This is a genomic window from Mesorhizobium sp. L103C105A0 (assembly GCF_000502215.1).
Taxonomy (GTDB): Bacteria; Pseudomonadota; Alphaproteobacteria; order Rhizobiales; family Rhizobiaceae; genus Mesorhizobium.
Genome location: NZ_AYXF01000009.1, coordinates 43,969 through 67,321, shown reverse-complemented (window position 1 = coordinate 67,321; position 23,353 = coordinate 43,969). Strand labels below are relative to the sequence as shown.

22 protein-coding genes are annotated in these 23,353 nt (G+C 63.4%); 9 read left to right on the top strand and 13 right to left on the bottom strand.

Annotation, left to right across the window (positions count from 1 at the left end):
- Positions 1-21: 21 nt before the first annotated feature.
- The 8 genes from X727_RS142865 to gcvA all read right to left on the bottom strand — a co-directional run bounded on the left by X727_RS142865 (position 22) and on the right by gcvA (position 9,011).
- On the bottom strand, positions 22-759 hold the full coding sequence (locus X727_RS142865) for an ABC transporter ATP-binding protein (RefSeq protein ID WP_023707773.1): 738 nt from the start codon (positions 757-759) through the stop codon (positions 22-24).
- A complete protein-coding gene (locus tag X727_RS142870) occupies positions 756-1,481 on the bottom strand; it encodes an ABC transporter ATP-binding protein (RefSeq protein WP_023693111.1) in 726 nt (241 codons plus the stop codon). Before X727_RS142870 ends, X727_RS142865 begins: the two co-directional genes overlap by 4 nt.
- On the bottom strand, positions 1,478-2,440 hold the full coding sequence (locus X727_RS142875; RefSeq protein ID WP_023689192.1) for a branched-chain amino acid ABC transporter permease: 963 nt from the start codon (positions 2,438-2,440) through the stop codon (positions 1,478-1,480). The genes X727_RS142870 and X727_RS142875 overlap by 4 nt, the downstream gene beginning before the upstream one ends.
- Entirely contained in the window at positions 2,437-3,318 is an 882-nt protein-coding gene (locus X727_RS142880) for a branched-chain amino acid ABC transporter permease (RefSeq protein ID WP_023671284.1), read from the bottom strand. Before X727_RS142880 ends, X727_RS142875 begins: the two co-directional genes overlap by 4 nt.
- 159 nt (positions 3,319-3,477) lie before the next feature.
- Positions 3,478-4,782 carry an ABC transporter substrate-binding protein gene (locus tag X727_RS142885; RefSeq protein ID WP_023689191.1) on the bottom strand — a complete coding sequence of 435 codons (1,305 nt, stop codon included), beginning with the start codon at positions 4,780-4,782 and terminating at the stop codon, positions 3,478-3,480.
- A 152-nt stretch (positions 4,783-4,934) separates the two neighbouring features.
- On the bottom strand, positions 4,935-6,377 hold the full coding sequence (locus X727_RS142890; protein ID WP_023745848.1) for a hypothetical protein: 1,443 nt from the start codon (positions 6,375-6,377) through the stop codon (positions 4,935-4,937).
- 191 nt (positions 6,378-6,568) lie between these two features.
- Positions 6,569-7,873 carry a nicotinate phosphoribosyltransferase gene (gene pncB / locus X727_RS142895; RefSeq protein ID WP_023683568.1) on the bottom strand — a complete coding sequence of 435 codons (1,305 nt, stop codon included), beginning with the start codon at positions 7,871-7,873 and terminating at the stop codon, positions 6,569-6,571.
- 169 nt (positions 7,874-8,042) lie between these two features.
- Entirely contained in the window at positions 8,043-9,011 is a 969-nt protein-coding gene (gene gcvA, locus X727_RS142900; RefSeq protein ID WP_023671280.1) for a transcriptional regulator GcvA, read from the bottom strand.
- 212 nt (positions 9,012-9,223) lie between these two features.
- Here gcvA and speB point away from each other — a divergent pair, with 212 nt between their 5' ends.
- The 8 genes from speB (at position 9,224) to X727_RS142940 (ending at position 16,393) form a co-directional block, all read left to right on the top strand.
- Positions 9,224-10,285 carry an agmatinase gene (gene speB, locus X727_RS142905; RefSeq protein WP_023671279.1) on the top strand — a complete coding sequence of 354 codons (1,062 nt, stop codon included), beginning with the start codon at positions 9,224-9,226 and terminating at the stop codon, positions 10,283-10,285.
- An 83-nt stretch (positions 10,286-10,368) separates the two neighbouring features.
- Positions 10,369-11,163 carry a transporter substrate-binding domain-containing protein gene (locus X727_RS142910; protein ID WP_023695894.1) on the top strand — a complete coding sequence of 265 codons (795 nt, stop codon included), beginning with the start codon at positions 10,369-10,371 and terminating at the stop codon, positions 11,161-11,163.
- 6 nt (positions 11,164-11,169) lie between these two features.
- Positions 11,170-11,826 carry an amino acid ABC transporter permease gene (locus X727_RS142915; protein WP_023671277.1) on the top strand — a complete coding sequence of 219 codons (657 nt, stop codon included), beginning with the start codon at positions 11,170-11,172 and terminating at the stop codon, positions 11,824-11,826.
- Positions 11,823-12,470, top strand: a complete 648-nt coding sequence (locus X727_RS142920; RefSeq protein WP_023739697.1) for an amino acid ABC transporter permease — start codon at positions 11,823-11,825, stop codon at positions 12,468-12,470. Before X727_RS142915 ends, X727_RS142920 begins: the two co-directional genes overlap by 4 nt.
- A 77-nt stretch (positions 12,471-12,547) precedes the next feature.
- Positions 12,548-13,627: an extracellular solute-binding protein gene (locus X727_RS142925; protein WP_031193903.1), complete on the top strand. Its 1,080-nt coding sequence runs from the start codon at positions 12,548-12,550 to the stop codon at positions 13,625-13,627.
- Positions 13,628-13,704: 77 nt separating this feature from the next.
- Positions 13,705-14,742, top strand: a complete 1,038-nt coding sequence (locus X727_RS142930; RefSeq protein WP_023834781.1) for an ABC transporter ATP-binding protein — start codon at positions 13,705-13,707, stop codon at positions 14,740-14,742.
- Positions 14,739-15,593 carry an ABC transporter permease gene (locus X727_RS142935; protein ID WP_023703699.1) on the top strand — a complete coding sequence of 285 codons (855 nt, stop codon included), beginning with the start codon at positions 14,739-14,741 and terminating at the stop codon, positions 15,591-15,593. Before X727_RS142930 ends, X727_RS142935 begins: the two co-directional genes overlap by 4 nt.
- Positions 15,590-16,393 (top strand): ABC transporter permease, encoded by an 804-nt coding sequence (locus tag X727_RS142940; protein ID WP_023834780.1) that lies wholly within the window; start codon positions 15,590-15,592, stop codon positions 16,391-16,393. The genes X727_RS142935 and X727_RS142940 overlap by 4 nt, the downstream gene beginning before the upstream one ends.
- 366 nt (positions 16,394-16,759) lie before the next feature.
- On the opposite strand, the gene X727_RS142945 is transcribed toward X727_RS142940, so the two are convergent.
- From X727_RS142945 to X727_RS142955, 3 genes are all read right to left on the bottom strand, one after another.
- On the bottom strand, positions 16,760-17,587 hold the full coding sequence (locus X727_RS142945; protein WP_023834779.1) for an SDR family oxidoreductase: 828 nt from the start codon (positions 17,585-17,587) through the stop codon (positions 16,760-16,762).
- A 45-nt stretch (positions 17,588-17,632) separates the two neighbouring features.
- Positions 17,633-18,535: an NAD(P)H-binding protein gene (locus X727_RS142950; protein ID WP_023745855.1), complete on the bottom strand. Its 903-nt coding sequence runs from the start codon at positions 18,533-18,535 to the stop codon at positions 17,633-17,635.
- 147 nt (positions 18,536-18,682) lie between these two features.
- Positions 18,683-20,098, bottom strand: a complete 1,416-nt coding sequence (locus tag X727_RS142955; protein WP_023745856.1) for a coniferyl aldehyde dehydrogenase — start codon at positions 20,096-20,098, stop codon at positions 18,683-18,685.
- Between the two features lie 89 nt (positions 20,099-20,187).
- Here X727_RS142955 and X727_RS142960 point away from each other — a divergent pair, with 89 nt between their 5' ends.
- Positions 20,188-20,802: a TetR/AcrR family transcriptional regulator gene (locus tag X727_RS142960; RefSeq protein ID WP_023745857.1), complete on the top strand. Its 615-nt coding sequence runs from the start codon at positions 20,188-20,190 to the stop codon at positions 20,800-20,802.
- Between the two features lie 196 nt (positions 20,803-20,998).
- On the opposite strand, the gene X727_RS142965 is transcribed toward X727_RS142960, so the two are convergent.
- Entirely contained in the window at positions 20,999-22,402 is a 1,404-nt protein-coding gene (locus X727_RS142965; protein ID WP_023745858.1) for an MATE family efflux transporter, read from the bottom strand.
- A 187-nt stretch (positions 22,403-22,589) separates the two neighbouring features.
- On the bottom strand, positions 22,590-23,351 hold the full coding sequence (locus X727_RS142970) for a glucose 1-dehydrogenase (protein WP_023745859.1): 762 nt from the start codon (positions 23,349-23,351) through the stop codon (positions 22,590-22,592).
- Between the last annotated feature and the right edge of the window lie 2 nt (positions 23,352-23,353).

The window sequence follows — 23,353 nt, the reverse complement described above, 5'->3', positions numbered from 1 at the left end:
CCCACAAGGGGGAGGGTAATCTTAGCCGACGCCCACATATCGGCGCACCGCCGACGGATCGGCGCGAAGCTGTTCGACATCCACCGTCTCGCGGTTACGGCCGTTTTCGATGAAGCAGACGCGGTCGGCGACGGACAGCACGGCGTCGACGCGCTGTTCGACCAGAATGGTGGAGACACCTAGCTCACGCAGCTTCACCACCGTCTCGCGGATCTTGGCGATCATCGACGGCATCAGCCCCTCCGTCGGCTCGTCTAGCAACAGCACCTGCGGCTCAAGGCAAAGCGCACGGGCCATGGCCAGCATCTGCTGCTCGCCGCCGGACAAAGTGCCGGAGCGCTGGCGCAGCCGCTGGCGCAGCAGCGGGAAGAGATCGAGCACGCTTTCGCGCGTCGCTCTGCCCTTGCCGCGCGCCATCAGACCGATCTCGATGTTTTCCGCCACCGTCATCTCGGCGAACAGCCGCCTGCCTTGCGGTACATAGGCGACGCCGGCCTTGGGCACCTCATGCGCCGGCAGGCCGGTCAACTCCTTGCCGGCGAGCCGGATCGAGCCGGCGCTCGACGGAACCAGCCCCATGATCGCTTTCAGCGCCGTCGTCTTGCCGGCGCCGTTGCGACCGAACAGGCACAGCACCTCGCCCTTGTTGAGCACGAGATCAAGCTCGTAGAGCACCTGGACCTCGCCATAGAAGCAATCGAGCCTGGAGATGGTCAACGCTTCAGTCTCGTGGGCCTCAGTCTTGGGGGCTTCGCTCATGGCGCCGTCCCCAGATAGGCTTCCTGCACCTGTGTGTTGGCGCGAACCTGTTCGGGCGTGCCTTCGGCCAGGATCCTGCCGGCGTTGAAGACGGTGATGCGGTCGGCCAGCTGCATGACGACCGGCATGTTGTGCTCGATCAGGAGCACGGTGGCGCTCTTGGCAATCTCGCGCACCAGTCCGATGAAATTGTCGATCTCGCTGTCGGCCAGCCCCTGCGTCGGCTCGTCGAGGATCAAAAGCCGCGGCTTAAGCGCCAGGCCCATCGCGACTTCCAGCAGGCGCTGGTGGCCGTAGGAAAGCTGGCCGGCCGGCATATGGGCGCGGCCGGCAAGTCCGGTGCGTTCCAGCGCGGCCATGACGCCGGTGCGCACCGCACCTTTCGAGCGGCCATCGGTCAGCGTGCGCTGCACCGGCAACGCGACATTATCGTAGGCAGAGAGGTTGGCGAAGACGCTGGTGATCTGGAAGGTGTAGGCGATGCCCCGGCGCACCCTGAGATAGGCCGGCTGGCTGGTGATGTCGGCGCCGTCGAAGACGATCATGCCGGACGATGGCTGAATGCGGCCGCTGACCAGGCTGACGAAGGTGGTTTTGCCGGCGCCATTGGGGCCGATGACGGCGCGGATCTCGCCCGGCATCAGCTGAAAATCGACACCATCGACGGCGCGCAGGCCGCCGAAACTGCGCGCCAGGCCTTTGGTGGTCAGCAACGGCATCATGGGAGCCACCCGAGCCAGCGCTGGCGGATGGTGCCCAGAATGCCTTTGGGGAAAAACAGCACCAGCAGGATGAGCGCAATACCGACGATCAGGAGATAGGCGGAGGTGTAGCCGCTGGCGGTGTCGATGACATAGTACATGAACACCGTGCCGAGCAGCGCGCCCAGCGTCGTGGCGGCGCCGCCGAGCAGCACCCAGAGCAGCGGCAGGATGGAATACTGCACCGAGGCAAAGCTCGAGCCGACATAGCCGAACAGCAGCGCATAGGCCGCACCCGAGGCGGCGCAGATGGTGCCGGAGACGACGACGGCGATCAGCTTGTTGGAGAAGGTGTCGTAGCCCAGCATTTTCGTGCGCTCCTCGTTCTCGCGCACCGCGACCAGCACGCGGCCATAGCGGGAGCGGACGATGGCGAGGGTGATCAGCAGCACGACCGAGAACAGCGCCAGCGCGCTCATGTAGCGCACGGTCGGGTTGGTTAGGTCGAGCGATGTCGCGCCGAAGGCCAGAACCCGCGCCGGCTGCGGCACGACCAGACCCTGGTCGCCGCCGGTCCAGGCGGCGAAATAGAGGATGACGAGGTAAAACACCTGCGCGAACATCATGGTGACGATCATGAAGGCGACGCCGGTGGTGCGCAGCGCCAGCAGGCCGATCACCAGTGCCAGCAGCGCGCCGCAGGCGATGCCGGCGAGGAAAGCCAAAGGCACGCTCCAGCCGAGATGGATGACCGCGAGACCAGCGCCATAGAGCCCGGCGGCGAAGAACATGGCGTGGCCGAGGCTGAGCAGGCCGACATAGCCGAACAGCATGTTGTAGCCCATGGCGAACACCGCCAGCACCATGATTCGGGCCAGCAGGCCATGATGGTAGTCGGGCAGGACGAAGCTCAGCGCAAACAGTAGCGCGATGACGCCGAGATGCAATGCATAGGCTTTTGCCGGCGAAGCTTCGCTCATCGCGACGCCTGCCCGAACAGGCCCTGCGGCCGGAATACCAGCACCATGGCCACCAGCAGCGTGGCGATGATCTTGGCCAAAGTCGGCGAAAAGAACACCGAGATGATGCCGTCGGACAGGCCGATCAGCACGGCGGCGACGACGGTGCCGCGCAGCGAGCCGAGGCCGCCGATGATGACGACGATGAAGGACAACAGCAGCGGGTCCTGTCCCATCAGATAATGCGCCTGACTGATCGGCACGATCAGCACGGCGGCGATGGCCGCCAGCATGGCGCCGAGCCCGAAGACGCCGGCATAGACGCGGTCGACCGGAATGCCGAAGGCCTGCGCCGTCTCGCTGTCATATTGGGTGGCGCGCATGATGAGGCCGATCTTGGTGCGCGTCAGCACCAGCCAGGTGGCGATGAGCAGAAGGGCCGAAGCGGCAATGATCGACAGCTTGTAGCCGGAATAGCCGAACCAGGGCAAAAGGATGCGGTAGCTGAAGGGCGGCTCCACCGGGCGGGCTTCCGGGCCATAGAAGCTCAACGCCAGCTGCTGGATGATGTAGAGCATGCCGATCGTGGCGACGATGGTGGCTTCCGGATTGTAATTGAGCCGGCGCAGCACAAGCCGCTCGGCGACCAGCGCAATGGCGCCGACAATCAGCGGCGCAATCACCAGCGCCGCCAGGAAGCCGAGCGTGGGATGGCCGGGTATCGCCGTCGAGATCGCCCAGGCCAGCACCGCGCCCAGCATGAAGAACTCGCCATGGGCGACGTTGACGACGCGCATGACGCCGAACACCAGCGACAGCCCAAGCGCCGTCAGCGCCAACACGGCGGAGGTGACAAGGCCTTCGAGGGCGGCGAGGAGGAGATGGGGTCCGAAATGCATTCAGGGCGCCCTTACCCTCCCCTTGTGGGGAGGGTGACCGCGCAGCGGTCGGGTGGGGGTTGGGCACGGGCCGTCGCGACCCCCACCCCGTCTCGCAAGCTTCGCAAAAGTGCGAAGCTTGCGTGCCGACCCTCCCCACAAAGGGGAGGGTAAGGCGCCTCACAGCGCCTGCGTCGTATAATCCCCTTCGGCCTCGTAAAGCCCGTCCTCGATCTTGGTCTTGTGGACGACATTCAGCTTGCCACCTTCGACCTTGGAGATGTTCTGGATGCCAAAACACTGGTGGATCTTGCCGTTGAAGGTCTTCGGCCCCTGCGGATGCTCCGGCCCTTCGGCGAATTCGGTCAGCGCCTCGGTCGCCTCGACCAGCTTGGCGCGGTCTTCCGGGCCCTTGTAGCCGGCGTCTTCCATCGCCTTCTTGACGACATAGAGCGTCTCCCAGCAGCCGAACATGTGGGCGGCGGTGGAGACGTCCTTGGGGTCGCCAACGGCAGCGCCATTTTCGTCGATGCCAACGGCGGCGCGGTAGGCTTTCTGCGCGGCCGAGTCATTGGCCTGGGCATAGCGCGGCGAGCCTTCCCAGAAATGGCTGCCGTCCAGGAATTCGAGGCCGGGGCTGTTGATGTCGGTGGCTTCGAGCGAATCGATGAAGCCGAACAGCTGCGGCCGGTTGGAGCCGTAGAACTCGCCGAGTTCCTTGACGAAGGTGAGCACGGCCGGGCCGACCATCACGTGGTAGATGACTTCGGTCTCGGCGGGTATCTGCGGGAAGTATTTCGTGAAAGACGACTCTGTCGGCGGGATGGCGATCTGGGCGATGACCTCGGCGCCTTGCGCCTTCAGCGCCGGCGGCAGGTAGTCGCGATGGTCGTAGCCGAAGGCGAAATCCGGGAAGATCTGCGTCACCTTCTTGCCGGCATTGGCCGCGATCCACGGCGCCATCGACTGGATCTGGCTCTTCACATCGGTGATGCCAGGCTGGAAGACGTAGCGGTTGAGCTTGGTCGAAGCGACGTGGTGGCCTTCGCTGACGACGAAATACGGGATCTTGTTTTCGCCGGCGGCCGGCGCCGAGCCGATCACCACATGCGAGAACAGCGTGCCGAAGACGATGTCGGTCTTGTGCTGGGTGGCGAACTTGCCGACCACCTCGGCGCCACGGCCGGGATCGGTGCCGTCATCCTCGATCACCAGTTCGACAGGTCGGCCATTGATGCCGCCGGCGTCGTTGATCGCCTTGACCGCGGCGGCACTGGTCTTTTCATACCAGCGGCCATAGGCGGCGCCGATGCCGGTGCGGTGCGACTGGAAGCCGATCTTGATTGGCGCCGAACTCTGCGCCTGGCTGTAGCGGACGAAGCCGGGCGCGAGCGTCAGCCCGGCGCCGGCGGCGAGACCTTTCAGCGCGGTGCGGCGGCTAAGGGTGGATTTGGAGAGATCGAAAAACCCATTCTTGTCAGTCACGGCAGTTCCCCTGTTTTTGAGTTTTGACTGTCTGTAACGAGGCAAGGCCACTCCCTTGCAGGAGGGGCAGAAATTGCATGTGTACAAACTAAATCACCAAAGCACAGAGCTTGCAAGCGGGCTTTCCGCAAAGGCATATTGATCAGCTTGTCTCATCCGGCCGTCGGCGTGGCAAGCAACCACAGGCCGAAGATCGTGTAGGCAATCATCAGCATGGTGAGCGGCAACTGGCTGAGGGCGGCGCGCGATGGCACCTGGTGCAGTCGCCAGGCCAGTCCATGGGCAACGAGCACCGCCAGCATGTGCCCGGCGATGATGATGCCGGCCTGCAGGTTCCACAGCCACCAGGCGGAGTGGGCCCCGGCGACGATGCCGGCCTCGATCTGCATGTCGGCGGCGCCGAACAGGTTCCATCCCAGCGCGAACGGGTCGGACAAAGCGGCGATCGCATACTGGCCGTCGACCAGCAGCGCCGTCAGATAGTGCGCGACATGATAGGCGAGCGCGATCGGTACGATCGACCAGACCAGCAGCCCGGCGGCCTCGCCGTGGGAATGTCGGCTGCCGGCAAGGCGCTGGCCGAGTATGACGGCCAGCAGGAATGCCGCCGCGAGCAAGACGAAGGTCAGCACGAGGCCAAAGCTGCTTATGCCGATGAGCGCGGTGCGGCCGGGATATTCCAGCGGGTTGATGCCGAACAGGCCGAGCCAGAAGAAGGTTTTCGACAGGCCGTCGAAGGACACCGATGACAGGCTGAGCAGCAGGAAGGCGATACCGCTTGCCGGCAGGGGCGCTGCGCCGAGCAGTTTTGCGCCGGGCCAGCAGAGAGCGAGGCGGCCGTGTTCATCGCGCTCGACGATGGCGAAACGAGCCACCATGGCGAAAAAGATCGTCAGGAATTCGCCGCGCCGGCTCCAATCGCGGTAGCCGAAGGCGAGCATGGCGATGAAGGTAAGCAACCAGTAGAGGCCGGCGGCATAGGCCAGCCGCGCCGGATCGTCGGGCGCCGGATAGATCAGTTCGAACCAGGCGAAGGCGAAGAACAGGATAACGGCCGGCCAGCAGCCGAGCCATGAAGGCAAACGCGATTCCTGTCCCTCACCGCCACGAAGCTCGAACAGGCGGCTTACGATCCGCCACGGGCCATACCATGGGTTCAGCCACGACCAGAGATCGCCGAACAGGCCTTGGGCGATGGCAAGGCCGACCCAGAGCAGCGTCCAGATGGTTAGCGGCAGCGGATTGGAGAGCGGGTCGCGGCTGCCGAACAGGCCGGCGGCGATGAGGGTTGCGAAGCCGGCAAAGGAGATGAGGCTGATGATTATGCGGGCGGTGTCGGCGAATGGGAAGAGCGGCAGGCGGCGGCGCCAGAAGCGGTCGAGGGTTGCGGGTGGCAGCAGGGCGAGGACGAGGAAGCTGACCGCGACGGCAAGCGCGCCGCCGGCGATGTAGTAGCCGGTCGGGAGGAGGAGGACGTGGCCGCGGTCGGAGGCGTGGGCGAAGGCAGGGGTGGGGAGGAGTGTGAGGGTGGGGGAGCAGGCGACATATGTCAGCCTGACGCGATCCTTCACACCCCCCTCTGGCCTGCCGGCCATCTCCCCCGCAAGGGGGGAGATTGGATGTCGCCGGGGCTTTCGCCAACTTTCAAGGGTGAAGAAAGAGGCGCGGTACTCGACGCTGCCAATCTCCCCCCTTGCGGGGGAGATGTCCGGCAGGACAGAGGGGGGTGGGCGGGAACTCACGCTATCGCGATTTCCATTTCGTCCAGCAAGGCACCCGCCGACCCTCAAACCTTGACCAGCTGCTCCACGCGGTCCTTCGCCCCAAAAATCCGGAGATAGCGCTCGATCTCCTTCTTGTCGCCCGTCGCTTTCGCCGGATTGTCCGACAGCTTCACCGCCGGCCGGCCATTGGCCTCCGTCACCTTGCAGACCAGCGATATCGCATCGAGGCTGTTGGTTTCGGTCGGCGCGCAGCCTTCGAAATCGTTGGTGAGGTTGGTGCCCCAGCCGAAGGACATGCGCACCTTGCCCTTGAAGTGCCTGTAGGTCTCCTCGATGGTTTCGACCTCGAGCCCGTCGGAGAAGATCAGCAGCTTCTGCCTGGGGTCCTTGCCCTTCTCGCGCCACCAGTCGATGATTTTTTCACCGCCTTCGATCGGCGGCGCACTGTCGGGGCGGAAGCCGGTCCAGTCGGCGACCCAGTCCGGCGCGTCGCGCAGGAAGGATGCGGTGCCGAAAGCGTCGGGCAGCACGATCAGCAGGTTGCCGCCATAATAGCGCTGCCAGTCCTGCAGCACCTTGTAGGGAGATTCCTTCAATTCCTTTTCCGACTTGGCAAGGGCGGCGAAAACCATCGGCAGCTCATGCGCATTGGTGCCGAGCGCTTCGAGGTCGTTGTCCATGGCCAGCAGCACGTTGGAGGTGCCGGTGAAGGCTTCGCCAATGCCTTCCTTGAGCGCCTCGACGCACCAGCGCTGCCACAGGAAGGAATGGCGGCGGCGGGTGCCGAAATCGGAGATGCGGATGCCAGGCAGCGCCTTCAAGCGTTCGGTCTTGGCCCACATCTTCCCCTTGGCGCGTGCATAGAGCACGTCAAGCGCGAAGGGACCGAAGGCGCGCATGGCGGCGCGGGAACGAAGCTCATTGATGATCGCCAGCGCCGGGATTTCCCACAGGGTGGTGTACATCCAGGGACCGCTGAAGGAGAGCTCGTACTGACCGTCGCGCTTGGAGAGCTCGTAGTCGGGCAGCCGAAAACCTTCCAGCCAGGCGAGGAATTCCGGCTCGAAGATCTGTTTGCGGCCATAGAAATTGTTACCGCCGAGCCAGATCATCTCCTTCTTGGAGAAGCGCAGCGTGCGGGCATGGTCGAGCTGGTCGCGCAGTTCGCCTTCGTCGATATCGTCGGCCAGGCGCACCGAGGTGGTGCGGTTGATCAGTGAAAAGGTGGCGTCGACCTTGGGGTACATGCCCCAGATCATCTGCAGCATCAGAAGCTTGTAGAAATCGGTGTCGAGCAGGCTGCGGACGATCGGGTCCAGCTTCCAGGTGTGGTTGTAGACGCGCCGCGCTATATCAGTTCTTGCCATGTCCTGCCGTCGCCTTCGCTGCTCACGTCCGTCTTACCCAATTCCGGACGGGAAACCGCCGCACATTTTTCCTGGAATTGCCTGGCAAGAGCTTATTAGCATTGAATTTTTGAAAGCGCCTCCCGCTTTCCGGGCTGGCCCGACAAAAAGCAGTCGCTCCGGTCCAGCCTCAACTCTTGGCGCCCACCACCCGCAGCGCCGGACGCTTCCGGCGGCTGCCGATGCGGCCGGCCACCGGCGCGTCGGCGCGGCTGTCGGCTTGTTCCTTTTCGGCAAACAGCCAGTCGACGAACAATTGCACGATCGGCGCCGAACGCATCTCGTTGCGGCAAACGACGTAGAAATCGTCGACCGCCGGCACCGACAGGCTGAACGGCGCCACCAGCAGGCCCCTGGCGAGCAGCATGCTGGCGGTGACGGAATCGCCGAGCGCCACGCCATGTCCGTGCACCGCGGCTTCGATCGCCGTACGGGCGTCGCCGAGATGGTGGCGGCGGCCACGTTCGAGGTCGAGCCCATCGGCGGCGGCCAGCCAGGTGTGCCATTCGCGGCCATCATCGCCATGCAGGATGACATGGCCAGCAAGATCCCGGCAGATGCGGAGCGGCCGGTTGTTGATCAGCGTCGGGCTGACCACCGGGAACAGTTCGAGGCCCGACCATTTGCGCATCCAGCAATCGGTCCAGCTGCCGTCGCCATAGAGCACGCAGACATCGACCTGTGGGGCGCGGATGTCCTTGGGGTCGTTGGACGGGATCAGCGTCAACCTGATATCAGGATATTGCGCCATGAAGCTGCCGAGCCGCGGCGTCATCCACAGAAGCAGCAGCGCCGGCACGCAGGAGACCGACAGCGTACCGGCGCTCGCTGGCCTGGTCATGCGCTGGGTGGCGGCGGCGATGCCGTCGAAGGCGGTCGAGACCGCCGGCAGCAATTCGGCGCCGTGCGGGGTGAGCTTTACCCGCTGTCCGGTGCGTTCGAACAGTTTTACGCCGAGTGATTGCTCGAGCGCCTTGATCTGGTGGCTGATTGCGCCGTGGGTGACGTTGAGCTCACTCGCCGCCTTGGTCAGCGAGGCATGCCGCGCCGTCGCCTCGAAGGCGCGCAAGGGATTCAAGGGGGGCAGACGCTTGGCCATGAGCAACCGGATACTCTGTGAGATTTTCTCACAATCAGCACCGTAACAATATCAATTGATTTTTCAATGCGGCTGCCGGACACTTTGGCAGGTCAACAGCATCAATGACGTGAAATCTACAGGCAGCCAGCGGGACAGCGACCCGGCCGGATGATGGTCAGTTCGCAGATGTCGCCACGGCCGCATGCATCAGCCCGCAGGAGGAGACCGACATGGGTTATGACAGAGGCAAGCTGGAAGCCTTGCGCCGCAAGTATGGCGAGAGCCATGGCGGCGAGATGTTCGACCCGAAGTTCCGCAAGGTCGCGGACAAGATCTTCTCCAAGAGCGGCACAAGGCTGGCGCCCTATGCCGGCATCCCCACCTTCCTCGCCGCGCCCTACCGTGAAATCGCTGCCGACAATCCGGATTTCGGCGATTTGCAGGTGGCGATCATCGGCGTGCCGATGGATCTCGGCGTCACCAACCGGCCCGGCTCGCGCTTCGGGCCAAGGGCGCTGCGCGCCATCGAGCGCATCGGCCCTTACAATCATGTGCTGGAATGCGCGCCGACGCATGAGCTGCGCGTCGCCGACATCGGCGATACGCCGTTCCGCAGCCGCTACCGGCTGGAGGTCAGCCACGAAGACATCGAGCGCCGCACCAACCAGATCGTCGATGCCGGCGTGCTGCCGCTTTCGGTCGGCGGCGACCACTCGATCAGCCATCCGATCCTGAAGGCGGTCGGCAAAAAGGCGCCGGTCGGCATGATCCATATCGACGCCCATTGCGACACAAGCGGGCTGTTCGACATGACCAAGTTCCATCATGGCGGACCGTTCCGCAACGCGGTGCTGGACGGCGTGCTCGACCCGACCCGCACTATCCAGATCGGCATCCGCGGCTCGGCGGAGTATCTGTGGGAGTTCACCTATGAATCCGGCATGACGGTCGTGCATGCCGAAGAGGTGACGGGTCTCGGCATCCCGGCCATCATCGAGAAGGCGCGCAGAATCGTCGGCGACGGCCCGACCTACATTTCCTTCGACGTCGACAGTGTCGATCCGGCCTTCGCGCCGGGTACCGGCACGCCGGAAATAGGCGGCCTGACGACGCGCGAGGTGCTCGAACTGCTGCGCGGCTTGAAAGGCCTCAACATCATCGGCGGCGACGTCGTCGAGGTGGCGCCGCAATATGACGCGACCACCAACACCGCCCATGTCGGCGCCCAGGTCCTGTTCGAGATCCTGAGCCTGATGGTGTTCAGCCCGGCGATCACCGGCAAGGGGGCCTGACGGATTTCACATGCAAAGGCGGCCGCCGCGCTGGAGCCGGCGGCCGTTTCCAAAACAAACAAGCTTCCAGAAGGGGAATACCAATGACAATCCAAATGAAATCAACCATCGCCGCCGCGCTGATGCTCGCCGGCCTCGGCTTCGCCTCCCAGGCCAATGCCGACGCCGTCGACGACATCACCAAGGCCGGCGCCATCAATGTCGGCATCTTCTCCGACTTTCCGCCCTTCTCCTCGGCCAGCGCCGATATGAGCATCAAGGGTTACGACGTCGACGTCGCGCAGGCGATCGCCGATTCACTCAAGGTGAAGCTCAATCTGGTCAGCGTCACCGGCCAGAACCGCATCCCGTATCTCACCGACAAGCGCGTCGATATCCTGATGAGCGTCGGCTATTCCAAGGAGCGCGAGGAGGTGATCGATTTCGCCGCCGCCTATGCGCCCTACTACATCGCCGTCATCGGTCCGGCAGCGCTTTCGATCAAAGGCAAGGAAGATCTCGCCGACAAGTCGATCGCCGTCAATCGCGGCACGCTCGAGGATACGTCGTTGACCGAAGCGGCGCCGTCATCGGCCGACATCAAGCGCTTCGACAACTACAATTCCGTCATCCAGGCCTTCATCTCCGGCCAGACCCAGCTGATGGTGGTCGGCAATGATGTCGGCGCGCAGGTGCTGGCCAAGCAGGACGCGCTGAAGCCGGAGCAGAAGTTCCAGCTTTTGACCTCGCCTTCGCATATCGGCCTCAACAAGAAAGAGGACCGGCTGAAGACGGCGGTCAATGATGCGGTTGCCAAGATGCTGGCCGACGGCAAGCTCGACGAGAGCTCGAAGGCCTGGCTGAAGACGCCGCTCAATCCCGACAACCTCAAGGATTGAGTTCTCGTGGCCTTTGCCTGGCTCCCAGGCGCTGTGGGCGACATCGCGCGCGGCGCGGCCACGACGATCCTGTTGATCGTCGTGACCACGCTCGTGGGCACGCTGCTCAGCATCCTGGGCGCTGCCGGCCGGCGCAACGGCCCGGTATTCGTGAAGCGCGCCATCGCGGTCTATGTCGAGGTGATGCGCAACACGCCGTTCCTGGTGCAGCTGTTCTTCATCTTCTTCGGCCTGCCCAGCCTCGGCATAAGGCTCGACCCGATCCTGGCCGCCATGCTGGCAATGACGCTCAACATGGCGGCCTACACCATTGAAATCGTCGGCGCCGGTCTCGATGCCGTGCCCGGCGGACAGACGGAAGCAGCGCTTGCACTGGGCTTGAGACCGCGCCAGGTCTTCATCAAGATCGTGCTGCCGCAGGCGCTCAAGGTGATCTACCCGGCGCTGACCAGCCAGATCGTCATCATGATGCTGGAATCGGCCGTGGTGTCGCAGATCGCCGTGCGCGAGCTGACCTATGAGGCCGACATGCTGCAAGCCCGCACCTTCCGGTCCTTCGAAACCTATTTCGTCGTGACCCTGGTCTACCTCGTCCTGTCCATGGCCTTGCGCCGGCTGCTGGTCACAGGCGGGCGCCGCGTATTGGGGGCAGGTGTCACATGATCGAATTCACCTTCTGGGACATCGTTCGCAATCTGCTGCTCGCCGCCCGCTGGACGGTGCTGTTGTCGCTGGCCGCCTTCGTCGGCGGGGCGCTGGTCGGGCTGATCGTGCTGTTCTTCAGGATCGCAGAGAATAAATGGAGCCAGCGGGTCGCTTCCGGCTACATCGCCCTGTTCCAGGGAACGCCGCTGTTGATGCAGCTGTTCCTGATGTTCTTCGGCCTGCCGATGCTCGGCCTGCGCATCGAGCCATGGACGGCAGCGGTGCTCGGCCTGACCTTCTTCGCCAGCGCCTATCTGGCCGAGATCTGGCGCAGCGGCGTCGATGCGCTGCCGTTGGGACAGTGGGATGCCGGCGCCAGCCTCGGCCTGCACCGCCTGCAGGAGCTCAGGCTGATCATCCTGCCGCAGGCGTTCTCGATCACAAGGGCGCCGATCGTCGGCTTCCTGGTGCAGTTGATCAAATCGACGGCGCTGACCTCGATCATCGGCTTCGAGGAGCTGGTCAGAACCTCCAACGCCATCAACAACGCCACCTTCGAACCGTTCAAGGTCTACGGGCTGGTGGCGCTGATCTTCTTCGTCATGTGCTTTCCACTGACGCAATACGCCCGTACGCTCGAACAACGAGCGGCGGCCCACTGACGCCAGGGGGCGACAGTGCGTGAAGGGAACCTGCCGGAATAGAACGGCATCAACTGAGGAGAAACCAGATGAACAGACTGATTGGAAAATCCCTGACACGGCGCGGCGTGCTTGGTGCGGGCCTCGCTACAGCCGGCGTGCTCGCCATGCCGTCGATCCTGCGCGCGCAGGACAAGTCGCTGAAGGTCGGCGTCTATGGCGGCTATTTCAAGAAATCCTTCGACGAGCACGTCTTCCCCGACTTTACCAAGGCGACCGGCATTGCGGTCGAGTCGGTCGCCGAGCCGACCGGCGAAGCCTGGCTGGTGCAGCTCGAACAGGCGTCCAAGGCCGGCCAAGCCCCGGCCGACCTTTCGATGATGTCGCAGACCTCGACGCTGAAGGGCCAGTCGACCGAATTGTGGACGCCGCTCGATACGTCGAAGTTCAAGCACTACAACGACCTCTTGCCGCGCTTCGTCAACAAATATCCGGATGGCCGGGTCGCCGGCATCGGCGCCGTCGCCTGGTGGATCACGCTGGTCTCCAACACCGACGTCTACAAGGATGCGCCGACCTCATGGGAGACTCTGTGGGACAAGGCCAATGAGGACAAGCTTGGCCTTCTGGCACTTGCCTCGAACTCGTTCCTGCTCGAAGTGACAGCCAAGACCTTCATGGGCGGCACCAATGCGCTCGACACCGAGGACGGACTGAACAAGGCGTTCGAAAAGCTCGCCGAGCTCAAGCCGAATGTCCGGCTGTGGTATCGCGACGAGGCGCAGTTCGAGCAGGCGCTGAAGTCGGGCGAGATCCCGATGGGCCAGTATTATCACGACGTCACCGGCCTCGCGGTCGCCGACGGCTTCCATGTCCGCTCGACCTTCCCGAAGGAAGGCGGCATCCAGGATTCCGGCAATTGGGTGCTGTCGCGCGCCTCGACCAAGGTCGACGAGGCGCATGCCTTCATCGACTATATGAGCCAGCCGTCGATGCAGGGCCTGATGTCGCGCAAGGTCGGAACCACGCCGACGCTGAAGAAAGAGGTGCTCGACCTCAAGCCGGAAGAGTTCGCAGCCGTGTCGTCGGATATCGATCCGATCATCCCGCGCTACGACCTCTATACGTCGAAGGCCGACTGGATCAACCAGAAGTGGACCGAGCTGATCGTCGGCTGAGCCGTTCGATCCGTCTGAACCACAGCGGCCGCCGGCATAGTCCGGCGGCCCCTTAGCAAACCCTCCAAGGGATGAGCATGTCCGGACTAGACATCAACGCCGTCACCAAAAAATTCGGCAACTTCGCCGCCGTCGACAATGTCCAGCTCAACGTGCCGCATGGCACGTTCGTGTGTCTGCTCGGCCCGTCGGGCTGCGGCAAGACCACGCTGCTGCGCATGATTGCCGGACTGGAGGAGCCGACCAGCGGCGCCATCGTGCTCGACGGCGAGGACATCACGCCTTTGCCGACGCACAAGCGCAATCTCGGCATGGTGTTCCAGTCGCTGGCGCTGTTTCCGCATCTCTCCGTCGGCGACAACATCGCCTATGCGCTGCGCATTCGCGGCGCCTCGAAGGAGGAGCAGAAGAAACGCGTCGACGAGTTGCTGGGCCTCATCCATCTGACCGGCTTTGCCGACCGTCCGGTGGCCAAACTGTCGGGCGGCCAGCGCCAGCGCGTGGCAATTGCGCGGGCCTTGGCGCTGTCGCCGAAACTGTTCCTGCTCGACGAGCCGCTGTCGGCGCTCGACGCCAAATTGCGCGAGGCCATGCAGGTGGAACTGCGCCAGTTGCAGCAGCGGTTGGGCATCACCACCATCGTCGTCACCCACGACCAGCGCGAAGCCATGACCATGGCCGACCTGGTCGTCGTCATGGGCCACGGCAGGATCCTGCAGGCGGCGCCGCCGATCGAGATCTACCGCAAGCCGGCCGACGCCTTCGTCGCCGACTTCATCGGCATCACCAATCTGCTGCCGGCCGAGATCGACAGCACCGGGCGTACCACCATTCTGGGCACAGCCATTCCAGGTCTTGCCATGCCGGTGGGTCAGACCAAAGCGTCTGTTTCGGTCCGCCCGGAGGATGTGCATCTGGGCAGCCCCGGCGGCTCGGCCATTACCGGCGAGGTGAGTTTCGTTCGCGATCTCGGCGGCACCATCGAGACCTTCGTCGACGTCGGCGGTACCAGCATCATTGCGGTAACGACGCCGCGCGAGCGGCATGACGTGCCGGTCGGCGCCAAGGTCGGCGTAACATTGCCGCCGGCGAGCTGCGTGGTGCTCGGCGCATGAGACGCGAAGCGCCGAAGTCGATAGCCGACTACACGCCGCTGTTCTTTCCGGCGCTGATGCTGATAGTCTTCTTCGTCGTGCCCTTCTCGACGATGATCGCGGTCAGCTTCTTCAAGCGCAACCCGTCCGGTTTCTACACGCCGGATTTCGTGTTCGACAATTACGCCCGCTTTCTGTCGGTGTTCTTCGGCGGCGTGCTCGGCTTTTCGCTGCTGCTGGCGGTGCTGGTCGCCGTCTGCTGCGTGGCCATCGCCTTTCCCTTCACCTACCTTTTGACCCGCCGGCCGCGCCGCGTGCAGACGCTGTGGCTGGTCGGCCTCCTGTCGGTGCTGTCGCTGTCGGAGGTCATCATCGGCTTTGCCTGGTCGACGCTGTTTTCGCGCACCGCCGGCATCACCAATCTGTTCGTGGCGATCGGGCTGATGGACAAGCCGGTGGCGCTGCTGCCGACTTTTGGCGCCGTGCTGACCGGCATGGTCTACCAGGCGCTGCCCTATACGATCCTGGTGCTGTACCCCGCCCTCGTGCGCCTCGACCCGACATTGCTCGAGGCAGCGCGCACGCTCGGCGCCTCGCCGATCCGCGCCTTCTTCAACGTCGTCGCGCCGGCATTGCGCAACACCATTGTGGCGACGCTGATCATGGTCTTCGTGTTCGCCCTCGGCTCCTACCTGCTGCCGCAGATTCTGGGACGGCCGCAGCACTGGACGCTGTCGGTGCTGATCACCGACCAGGCGATCTACCAGTCCAACATGCCGTTCGCAGCCGCAATGGCGGTGTTCCTGGTGCTGATCTCGCTGGCGCTGGTCGGATTGACACTGCTCGTCGGACGAAGGGAGAACGCCCTATGACCGCGACCTGGCTGCGCCGTGTCTATTTCACCATCGTCGCGCTGTTCCTGGCGGCGCCGCTGATCGTCGTCGCCGGCGTGTCGGTGAATTCGCGGCAGGAGCTCTCCTTCCCGCCGGTCGGTTTCTCGCTCGCCTGGTACGCCCAGATCTTCACCGATCCGGAATGGCGGCTGGCGCTGATCCATTCGGTGACGCTGGCCGTCTGCTCGGCGGCCATTGCCGTGGCGGTCGCGCTGCCGCTGGCTTGGTTCCTGTGGCGGCGCATCGCGCCATGGGCGAACATTTTTCAGGTGCTGGGCCTCGCGCCCTTCATCCTGCCGCCGGTCATCACCGCGCTCGGCTTCCTCTCCTTCTGGGCGACGGCCGGGCTGTTCGGCCTGTTCTTCACCGCCATCATCAGCCACGCCATCTTCTTCGTGACGCTGCCGCTGGTGACGCTGTCGCTGGGCTTTGCCTCGATCGACCCCTCGCTGGTAGAGGCCGCCGCCACCATGGGCGCCGACGACCGCACAGTGCTGAAAACCGTGGTGCTGCCGTTGATCCTGCCCTACCTCGTCTCGGGCTACGCCTTCGCCTTCGTCTTGTCGCTCAACGAATACATCGTCGCCTACATGACGATCGGCTTCACCACCGAGACGCTGCCGATCAAGATCTTCAACGCGCTGCGCTATGGCTACACGCCGACCATGGCTTCGGTGTCGGTGTTCTTCGTGGCGGTGGCGGCACTGGTGTTCGGCTCGATCGCCAGGTTCGGCGATATACGCAGGCTGCTCGGCGCGATGTCGTCGGACGGGAGCTGAGCGCATTCATTTGTAACAGCACCCCTCGATCGCTGCTCAGAACCACCAATGCCATCAAGGTGTCTGAGTGCACCCTATGCACTCGCGCAGGCGGCAGCTTCGCGCCTTTGCTGGCCGTTCAGAAGTCCGGGCTGGCCGCCCGAAAGCGGTCGTCCTAGCAGATGACTTGCTCATACGCTTGAGTTGACCGGCCGAATGTTCGCGGAGGAATAACGCGCAGCCTACGACTGAGCGCCGCCTCGTCGACGGAAAGAGCTAGAAGACTCGCCGCTCGGCTGATCTGATCGAGTAGGAGCCGGTGGTGGCCTGAGGTCTAGCTAAGATGCGATCGCTGCTCCATCGGAGGCGATTTGCGATTAACTGACATCATCCCACAATTCGTTCCATGGAAGCGCGTTGTATCGAACGGGGTGTCAGGCGATTGGAAAATGCAACGATCTTGTTCAAGAGCCCGGGAATCACGATCGCCTTGCCTTGTCCTAGTGCCCGCAGACCGCTTTCGGCGACAGGACGGGGCTTCATCGTCAGAAGGCGCAGAATGGGCGAAACGGGAGCGCCGGCCGCTGCATCGAAGCCCGTTTCGGTGTGCCCGGGGCAAAGACTGGTGACGACCACACCTTGCGGGCGAAGTTCATCGTGCAGAGCCTCTCCAAAAGCCAGCACATAGGACTTCGTCGCTGCGTAAGCGGCAAAGGTGGGAACAGGCTGGAGCGCCAGGAGACTCGCAATGAGAAGGATCTGGCCGGATCCCCGGGCTGCCATGTCTCGCCCGAAAACATAGCTCAGTTCGGTGAGCGCCGTGATGTTGAGCTGTATCATCTCGGTGGTACGCTCGATCGGCGTTTCCAGAAATTCGCCGTGCAACCCGTATCCCGCATTGTTCACCAGAATGTCGATCTGCAGCGACCTCGCTTCCAGGCTGCTTTTCAAATGGTCAGCGGCTCCAGGCGCGGCAAGGTCGACTGGCTCGACGAGGATGTCGACGCCATGATTCCGGCGAAGTTCAGCGGCGAGCTTTTCCATCGGCTCGCGTCGCCGGGCTGCGAGCACCAGATTGACCTTCTGCGCCGCCAGCAGCTCGGCAAATTCGAGCCCGAGCCCGCTAGATGCGCCTGTGATCAGGGCCCGTTTTCGCGGGACGCCATGCTTTTCACCAGCGGAGATTTGCGTTCCCGTGTCATCAGCGTGTGGCATCTTTCTTCCTTTCAATTGAACGGGCGACATCGCGCGCGGATGCCATCATGTTTCTGCGCGATATGCCCCCGCGTGCTGTTGGACGAACTCCAGAACACCGAGCGGCGGCATTTTGGCGACCTGTTCGACGTCGGCGGTCAGCCGATCATAGCGGTTCTGCTGGATGAGAAGCGCCATCGTGGCCAAATGAGCGAGCACATGTCGGGTCAGCATGCCGCTGTCCTCCAGCGCCTTACGCCAGGGTTCCCAAGGCACGTCCACGTAAGTGATCGACCGCCCAAGCGCCTGGGAGAATTCCTCGGCAATGTCATGCATATCCTGCGAACGAAGGCCGGTCAGTTCATAGATTTTGCCGATGTGCTCGGCTGGTGCCTTCAGCACCGTCGCGATGACCCTCGCGACATCGTCACTTGCGATAGGCGAGATCTTGCCATTCCCGAAGGGGAGGCGAATTTGCTGATGTTGATGGATCGACTGCATGGAAAGGCGAAGGAAGAAGGTATCGAGGAACGCTGTCGGACGGATATGCACAACGGGCAGGCCGGACCAGTTCAGCGCCTGCTCCGCAAGCCAGTGCAGCTTCTGCTGCGGGCTGTCGGTGGTCGACGTGATACCCATCTGCGATACGGTCATTTGCGAGATGTTCACGAACGCACCAACTTGGTGATGTTTCGCGACGGCGGCCGCATTGATCGTTGCCTCAAGGTAGGACGGCGATACGCTCATTCCGAAGTAGACCCGGTCGCAGCCTTCAATCGCGCGATGCGCAGCTTGAAGATCGAGAAGGTCGCCAACCGCGATCTCCACTCCTCGTTCCGCCAGCTTGGCCGATCGCTCATCGGCCTTGCGGACCATCGCCCTTACCTTAAGTCCGCATTTCACCAGCTGCTCGCACACGGCGTAACCGACGGCGCCGGCAGCACCAGTGACCAAGATCGGGTTTGTCATTTCCTACTCCTTGCAGGTCGATGCCGAGCATGTCCCGGCAATTTCGCCTGAATTCAAATCTGACCACCTGCTTGCAGGCTTAGTTGGAACGCGTCGTCGGTATGGTCTTGACGAAGGCCAACATAATGCCCGCGAGACCCTGCGTTGTTAGCGCAACATGATATTCAGAAGGCGATCGACCGGTTTCCCGAACGGCGGGCGGAAAAGTTTGAGGGCGTTCCACCGGCCCTGGGCGTAGACGCCCTTGGCGTGGCTAAGACGCTTGAAGCCTTCGATGCCGTGATAGGCACCGATGCCGCTGGTGCCGATGCCGCCGAACGGTAGATCGTCCTGCGCGACATGCATAATGGTGCCGTTTATCATGGCGTTGCCCGACGTCGTGTTGTCCAGTACCTTGCGTCGGTCCGCGTCATTGCCGAAGTAGTAGAGCGCGAGTGGTCGGGGCCGGGCGTTCACATAGGCGATGGCGTCATCGATTCTGCCGTAGCTCAAGATCGGCAGGATGGGACCGAAGATCTCCTCGTGCGCGATCTTCATCTCGTCGGTGACGCCGAGCACGACGGTCGGCGCCAGGGTGTGAGGACGACGGGTTGCGTCGCCGGGCCGGTGTCCAACCTCAATGATCCGCGCGCCGTGGGCGCGAGCGTCGTTGATCAGGTCGGTCAGCATCGAATATTGCTGGTCGTTGACGATTGAAGTGTAGTCCGCGCTCGTCGGGCCATCGGGGTAGGCAGTCTTCACCAGCCTGTCGTAGCTCTCGACGAAGGTGCTGACCTCGGATTCGTGGACAAGGGCGTAGTCCGGGGCGATGCAGGTCTGCCCGCCACTGAGAAGCTTCCCGTATACGATCGCGGACACCGTGCGGTCACACACGCTACCCTTGGAGACAATGGTCGGGGACTTGCCGCCGAGTTCGAGAGTGACGGGGACGAGGTTTTTGCTAGCCGCCTCCATCACCGCTCGCCCCACGGCGGGGCTCCCGGTGAAGACGAGATGATCGAACGGCAGCGAAGAGAATGCGGAGCCGTCGCCATTGACAAGGGTGACCTGTTGTTCGGGGAAGATCTCGCGGAGCATCGAGGCTAACACCGCGTTCGTCGCCGGCGTTAGCTTCGAAGGTTTGAGCATCACGCGGTTTCCCGCTGCGATCGCGGTAACCACCGGCATCATCGACAGGTTGACGGGGTAGTTCCACGGCGAGATGACGCCGACCACGCCAACGGGCTGGTACTCGATCCAAGCCCTGCCGAATTGCATGAGGAGCGAAACATGGCGCCGCTCCGGCCGCATGAACCGGCGCAGGTTCTTGCGAAGATAGTCGATCCCGCCGACAACGCCGAAGATTTCCATGATCGCCGTCTCGTGCCGCGAACGATGGCCAAAGTCTGAATCGATCGCAGCCTCTATCGCGTCACGACGATCGATCAGGGCCTTCTTGAGTTTGGCGAGATCGGCGCGGCGATGGGCGAGTGACGGAGAACCGTCGCGCAGGAATGCGGCGCGCTGTGCATCGAGGAGCGCAGCGAGCTGCTCTGCATCGACGTTTTTTGTGATGGCATTCATGACGAACTCTATGTAGACAGAGGAAACATGACGCCTATCTATGCTCCAAAGTGAACGCTGTCAACATATGTTTACATGGGACACTTCAAATGCAGAAAACAACACCGGAACGGCCCTACCACCACGGCAACCTTCGCCGCTCGCTCATCGACACGGCCTTGGAGGTGATGCGGCAGGAGCGGAACTGGCAGTTCACATTGCGGGAAATCGCGCGACGCGCTGGCGTGAGCCACGCGGCGCCGTACAAGCACTTTCCCGACAAGGGTGCATTGCTCACCGCGCTGGCATTGATTGGGTTCGATCAGTTGCGCGCAGCATTGATTCAGGCGCAGTCGAACGCTGGAGGGGAGCCGCGCGAGGCGCTGTTGCCCATGGCGCGCGCCTATATCGATTTCGGCGTCGACAATCCCGCCCTTTATCGCCTGATGTTCGGCGCGGAGAGCGGCTACCAGTGCGACGTCCATCTCGGCGAGAGTGCGATCAGCGTGTTCAACACAGTCATGGATGTCCTGGCCCGCGGCCAGGCTGAAGGTGTATTCCGCCGACGGCCGGTTCGCGATTATGCAACGGCGTGCTGGTCGCTTCTTCACGGGATGACCATGCTGTCAATCGATGGCCTGCTAATGCCCGAAAAGGTTGGCTTGGAGCCGCTGAAGGCTGCATTTGGGTCACTTATGGAGGGGATCGCGAGCGAGGGAATGTGAAGCGCCCGATCTCCCGTCAACGCAAGGGCGTTCCGAAGAGTGCGGCGGCAAGCCAAACCGATAGAGGCAAGCTTGCCGGCCTGTTTGGTGGATTCCTGCCCTAAGCAGACATTCTGCTTCCGGTCCAAAAGGCGACAACCAGACATCTGCTCTGCAGTGACTGCTTCGGGCAGTTGGCGGACCGCTTGGTGCGTCTTCAATGGCTGAAGACGAGCGGCGGTGCGATGCGGTCCCGCCGCAGCCAGCGCGCGAGCAGCAGCACCGCCACCACGGCCAGACCCGACGCCAGGCCGATCCAAATGCCGACGCCGTGCAGGCCGAAATGGAAGGCGAGCAGCACGCCGAGCGGCAGGCCGATGCCCCAATAGCCGATGGCGGCATAGATCATCGGCAGCTTGGTGTCGTGCAGGCCGCGCAGCATGCCGGCGGCAACGGCCTGCGCGCCGTCGAAGATCTGAAACAGCGCGGCAAAGGCCAGGAACGACACGGCCAGCGCGATCACCCTGGCATTGGCCGGATCGGTCATGTCGATGAAGGCGCTGATCAACAGATGCGGCCACAGCACCATCACCAGCGCCATCAGCGCCATGGACGAGACGCCGATGACGAAGGCGGTCCAGCCAGCGCGCGAAACGCCTGCCGGATTGCCTGCGCCATGCGCCAGCCCGACACGCACGGTGACCGCCTGGTTGAGGCCGAGCGGCACCATGAAGGAGATCGAGGCGATCTGGATGGCGATGGCGTGCGCGGCGAGCGAATCCGCATCGATCAGGCCCATCAGCAGGGCTGCGGCGTTGAAGATCGTCACCTCGAAGGCGAGGATGCCGGCGATCGGCATGCCGAGCCGCAGCAGACCCTTGAAGCGCGGCCAGTCGGAGCGCCAGAAGCGGCCGAACAGGCGGTAGCGGCGGAACTTCTTCTCCAGCATCACCACGGCTGCCAGGCCGCAGAACATCAGCGTGCTCGACAGCGTGGTCGCCAGCCCCGAACCGGCAATGCCGATCGAGGTGACGCCGAGATTGCCAAACATGAACACCCAGTTGAAAAAGGCGTTGCAGGCAACGGCGACGAAAACGATGACCAACGCCCAGCCTGGCCGCTCCAGCGCCGAGATGAACGAGCGCAGCACGATATAGCCGTAGAAGGGCAGCACCGCCCATTCCAGCCAGCGCAGATAGATGCCGGCCTGATGTGCCAATGCCGGCTCCTGGCCCATGGCCAGCAGAATGGCCTCGCCATGCCACAGCACGATCCAGATCGGGATCGAGATCAGGATCGCCAGCCACAGCCCTTGGCGCACGGTGCGACGCAAATCGCGCACCGAATAGCGGCGGCGGCCAAGCTCGGTGGCGATCATCGGCGAGGTCGCCAGCATCAGGCCAAGGCCGAAGATCAGCGGCATGAAATAGAGGTTGGCGCCGAGCGCGCCGCTGGCCAGCGTATCCGCGCCCAGACGCCCCATCATCATGACGTCGGTGGCGGTCATCGCGGTCTGGCCGAGATTGGTCAGCACCATCGGCCAGGCCAGCGCCAGCGTCGCCCTGATTTCCTGACGCCAAAGATTTTCCGGCGCACGAGCGCCGGCTTCGATCGCAGACATTGTCCTGCTCTTTCCGGTTGCGGCGCGTCGGCAACGAGGCCGGAAGCCGCACTTCCAAACGGCAAAACCTTCGGTTTCGCAGCGTTTGCGTCGTTCTATTGGACGAAATGCGGCATGAAGGCAAGGGAGGACGGGCAGCCGGCGATTGAGCCAGAGGCGGGAACCCTCCTATCCGGCTGCCTTTGGATCAACCGATGCTTTCGCCGCCGTCGATCACCAGCGCCTGGCCGGTCATGAAGGATGAGCGGTCCGAGACGAGGAACAGGATCGCTTCGGCGATCTCTTCGGCGCTCGCCCAGCGCCCCATCGGGATCTTGGTGCGGACATAGGTCTCGATCGCCTCGCGTCCGCCCATCTGGGCGATGAACGGCTCGTTGAAAGGCGTGTCGACCCAGCCCGGGCAGAGCGCGTTGACGCGCACATTGTGGCGGGCATAGTCGAGCGACATCTGTCTGGTCATCGCCACCACCGCATGTTTGGACGTGGCATAGGCGATCATCTCGCGGTCGTAGAAGACGCCCGAATTCGAAGCCGTGTTGAGGATGACGCCGCCGCCTTGCGCGACCATCGCCGGCATGGCCAGCCGCGCGGCCAGGAACTGCGCCCGTACATTGATGCGCCAGGACGCATCCATGCCATCGACCTCGACCTCGGTCAGCGTGCCGCCGACCTGAATGCCGGCGTGGTTGTGCAGGATGTCGATGCGGCCATACTTGCCGAGCGTGCCTGTGATGAGCTGCCCGACCGCCGCGTCGTCAGAGACGTCGGTGACAATCGCCTCGGCCTGCCCGCCCACTGCCCGGATGTCCGCCGCTGTCGTCTCGCCGCTGGTCTTATCCCGGTCGGCGATGACCACCACAGCGCCTTCCCTGGCCATGATCATGGCGCCGGCTCGGCCGATGCCGGAACCGGCGCCCGTCACCACGGCGATGCGGTCTCTAAGGATCATGA

Coding starts and splice junctions, on each gene's coding strand:
- X727_RS142865 (WP_023707773.1), bottom strand. CDS start 759: ATGAGCGAAGCCCCCAAGACTGAGGCCCACGAGACTGAAGCGTTGACC.
- X727_RS142870 (WP_023693111.1), bottom strand. CDS start 1,481: ATGATGCCGTTGCTGACCACCAAAGGCCTGGCGCGCAGTTTCGGCGGC.
- X727_RS142875 (WP_023689192.1), bottom strand. CDS start 2,440: ATGAGCGAAGCTTCGCCGGCAAAAGCCTATGCATTGCATCTCGGCGTC.
- X727_RS142880 (WP_023671284.1), bottom strand. CDS start 3,318: ATGCATTTCGGACCCCATCTCCTCCTCGCCGCCCTCGAAGGCCTTGTC.
- X727_RS142890 (WP_023745848.1), bottom strand. CDS start 6,377: ATGGCCGGCAGGCCAGAGGGGGGTGTGAAGGATCGCGTCAGGCTGACA.
- pncB (WP_023683568.1), bottom strand. CDS start 7,873: ATGGCAAGAACTGATATAGCGCGGCGCGTCTACAACCACACCTGGAAG.
- gcvA (WP_023671280.1), bottom strand. CDS start 9,011: ATGGCCAAGCGTCTGCCCCCCTTGAATCCCTTGCGCGCCTTCGAGGCG.
- speB (WP_023671279.1), top strand. CDS start 9,224: ATGGGTTATGACAGAGGCAAGCTGGAAGCCTTGCGCCGCAAGTATGGC.
- X727_RS142910 (WP_023695894.1), top strand. CDS start 10,369: ATGACAATCCAAATGAAATCAACCATCGCCGCCGCGCTGATGCTCGCC.
- X727_RS142920 (WP_023739697.1), top strand. CDS start 11,823: ATGATCGAATTCACCTTCTGGGACATCGTTCGCAATCTGCTGCTCGCC.
- X727_RS142930 (WP_023834781.1), top strand. CDS start 13,705: ATGTCCGGACTAGACATCAACGCCGTCACCAAAAAATTCGGCAACTTC.
- X727_RS142935 (WP_023703699.1), top strand. CDS start 14,739: ATGAGACGCGAAGCGCCGAAGTCGATAGCCGACTACACGCCGCTGTTC.
- X727_RS142940 (WP_023834780.1), top strand. CDS start 15,590: ATGACCGCGACCTGGCTGCGCCGTGTCTATTTCACCATCGTCGCGCTG.
- X727_RS142945 (WP_023834779.1), bottom strand. CDS start 17,587: ATGCCACACGCTGATGACACGGGAACGCAAATCTCCGCTGGTGAAAAG.
- X727_RS142950 (WP_023745855.1), bottom strand. CDS start 18,535: ATGACAAACCCGATCTTGGTCACTGGTGCTGCCGGCGCCGTCGGTTAC.
- X727_RS142955 (WP_023745856.1), bottom strand. CDS start 20,098: ATGAATGCCATCACAAAAAACGTCGATGCAGAGCAGCTCGCTGCGCTC.
- X727_RS142960 (WP_023745857.1), top strand. CDS start 20,188: ATGCAGAAAACAACACCGGAACGGCCCTACCACCACGGCAACCTTCGC.
- X727_RS142965 (WP_023745858.1), bottom strand. CDS start 22,402: ATGTCTGCGATCGAAGCCGGCGCTCGTGCGCCGGAAAATCTTTGGCGT.
- X727_RS142970 (WP_023745859.1), bottom strand. CDS start 23,351: ATGATCCTTAGAGACCGCATCGCCGTGGTGACGGGCGCCGGTTCCGGC.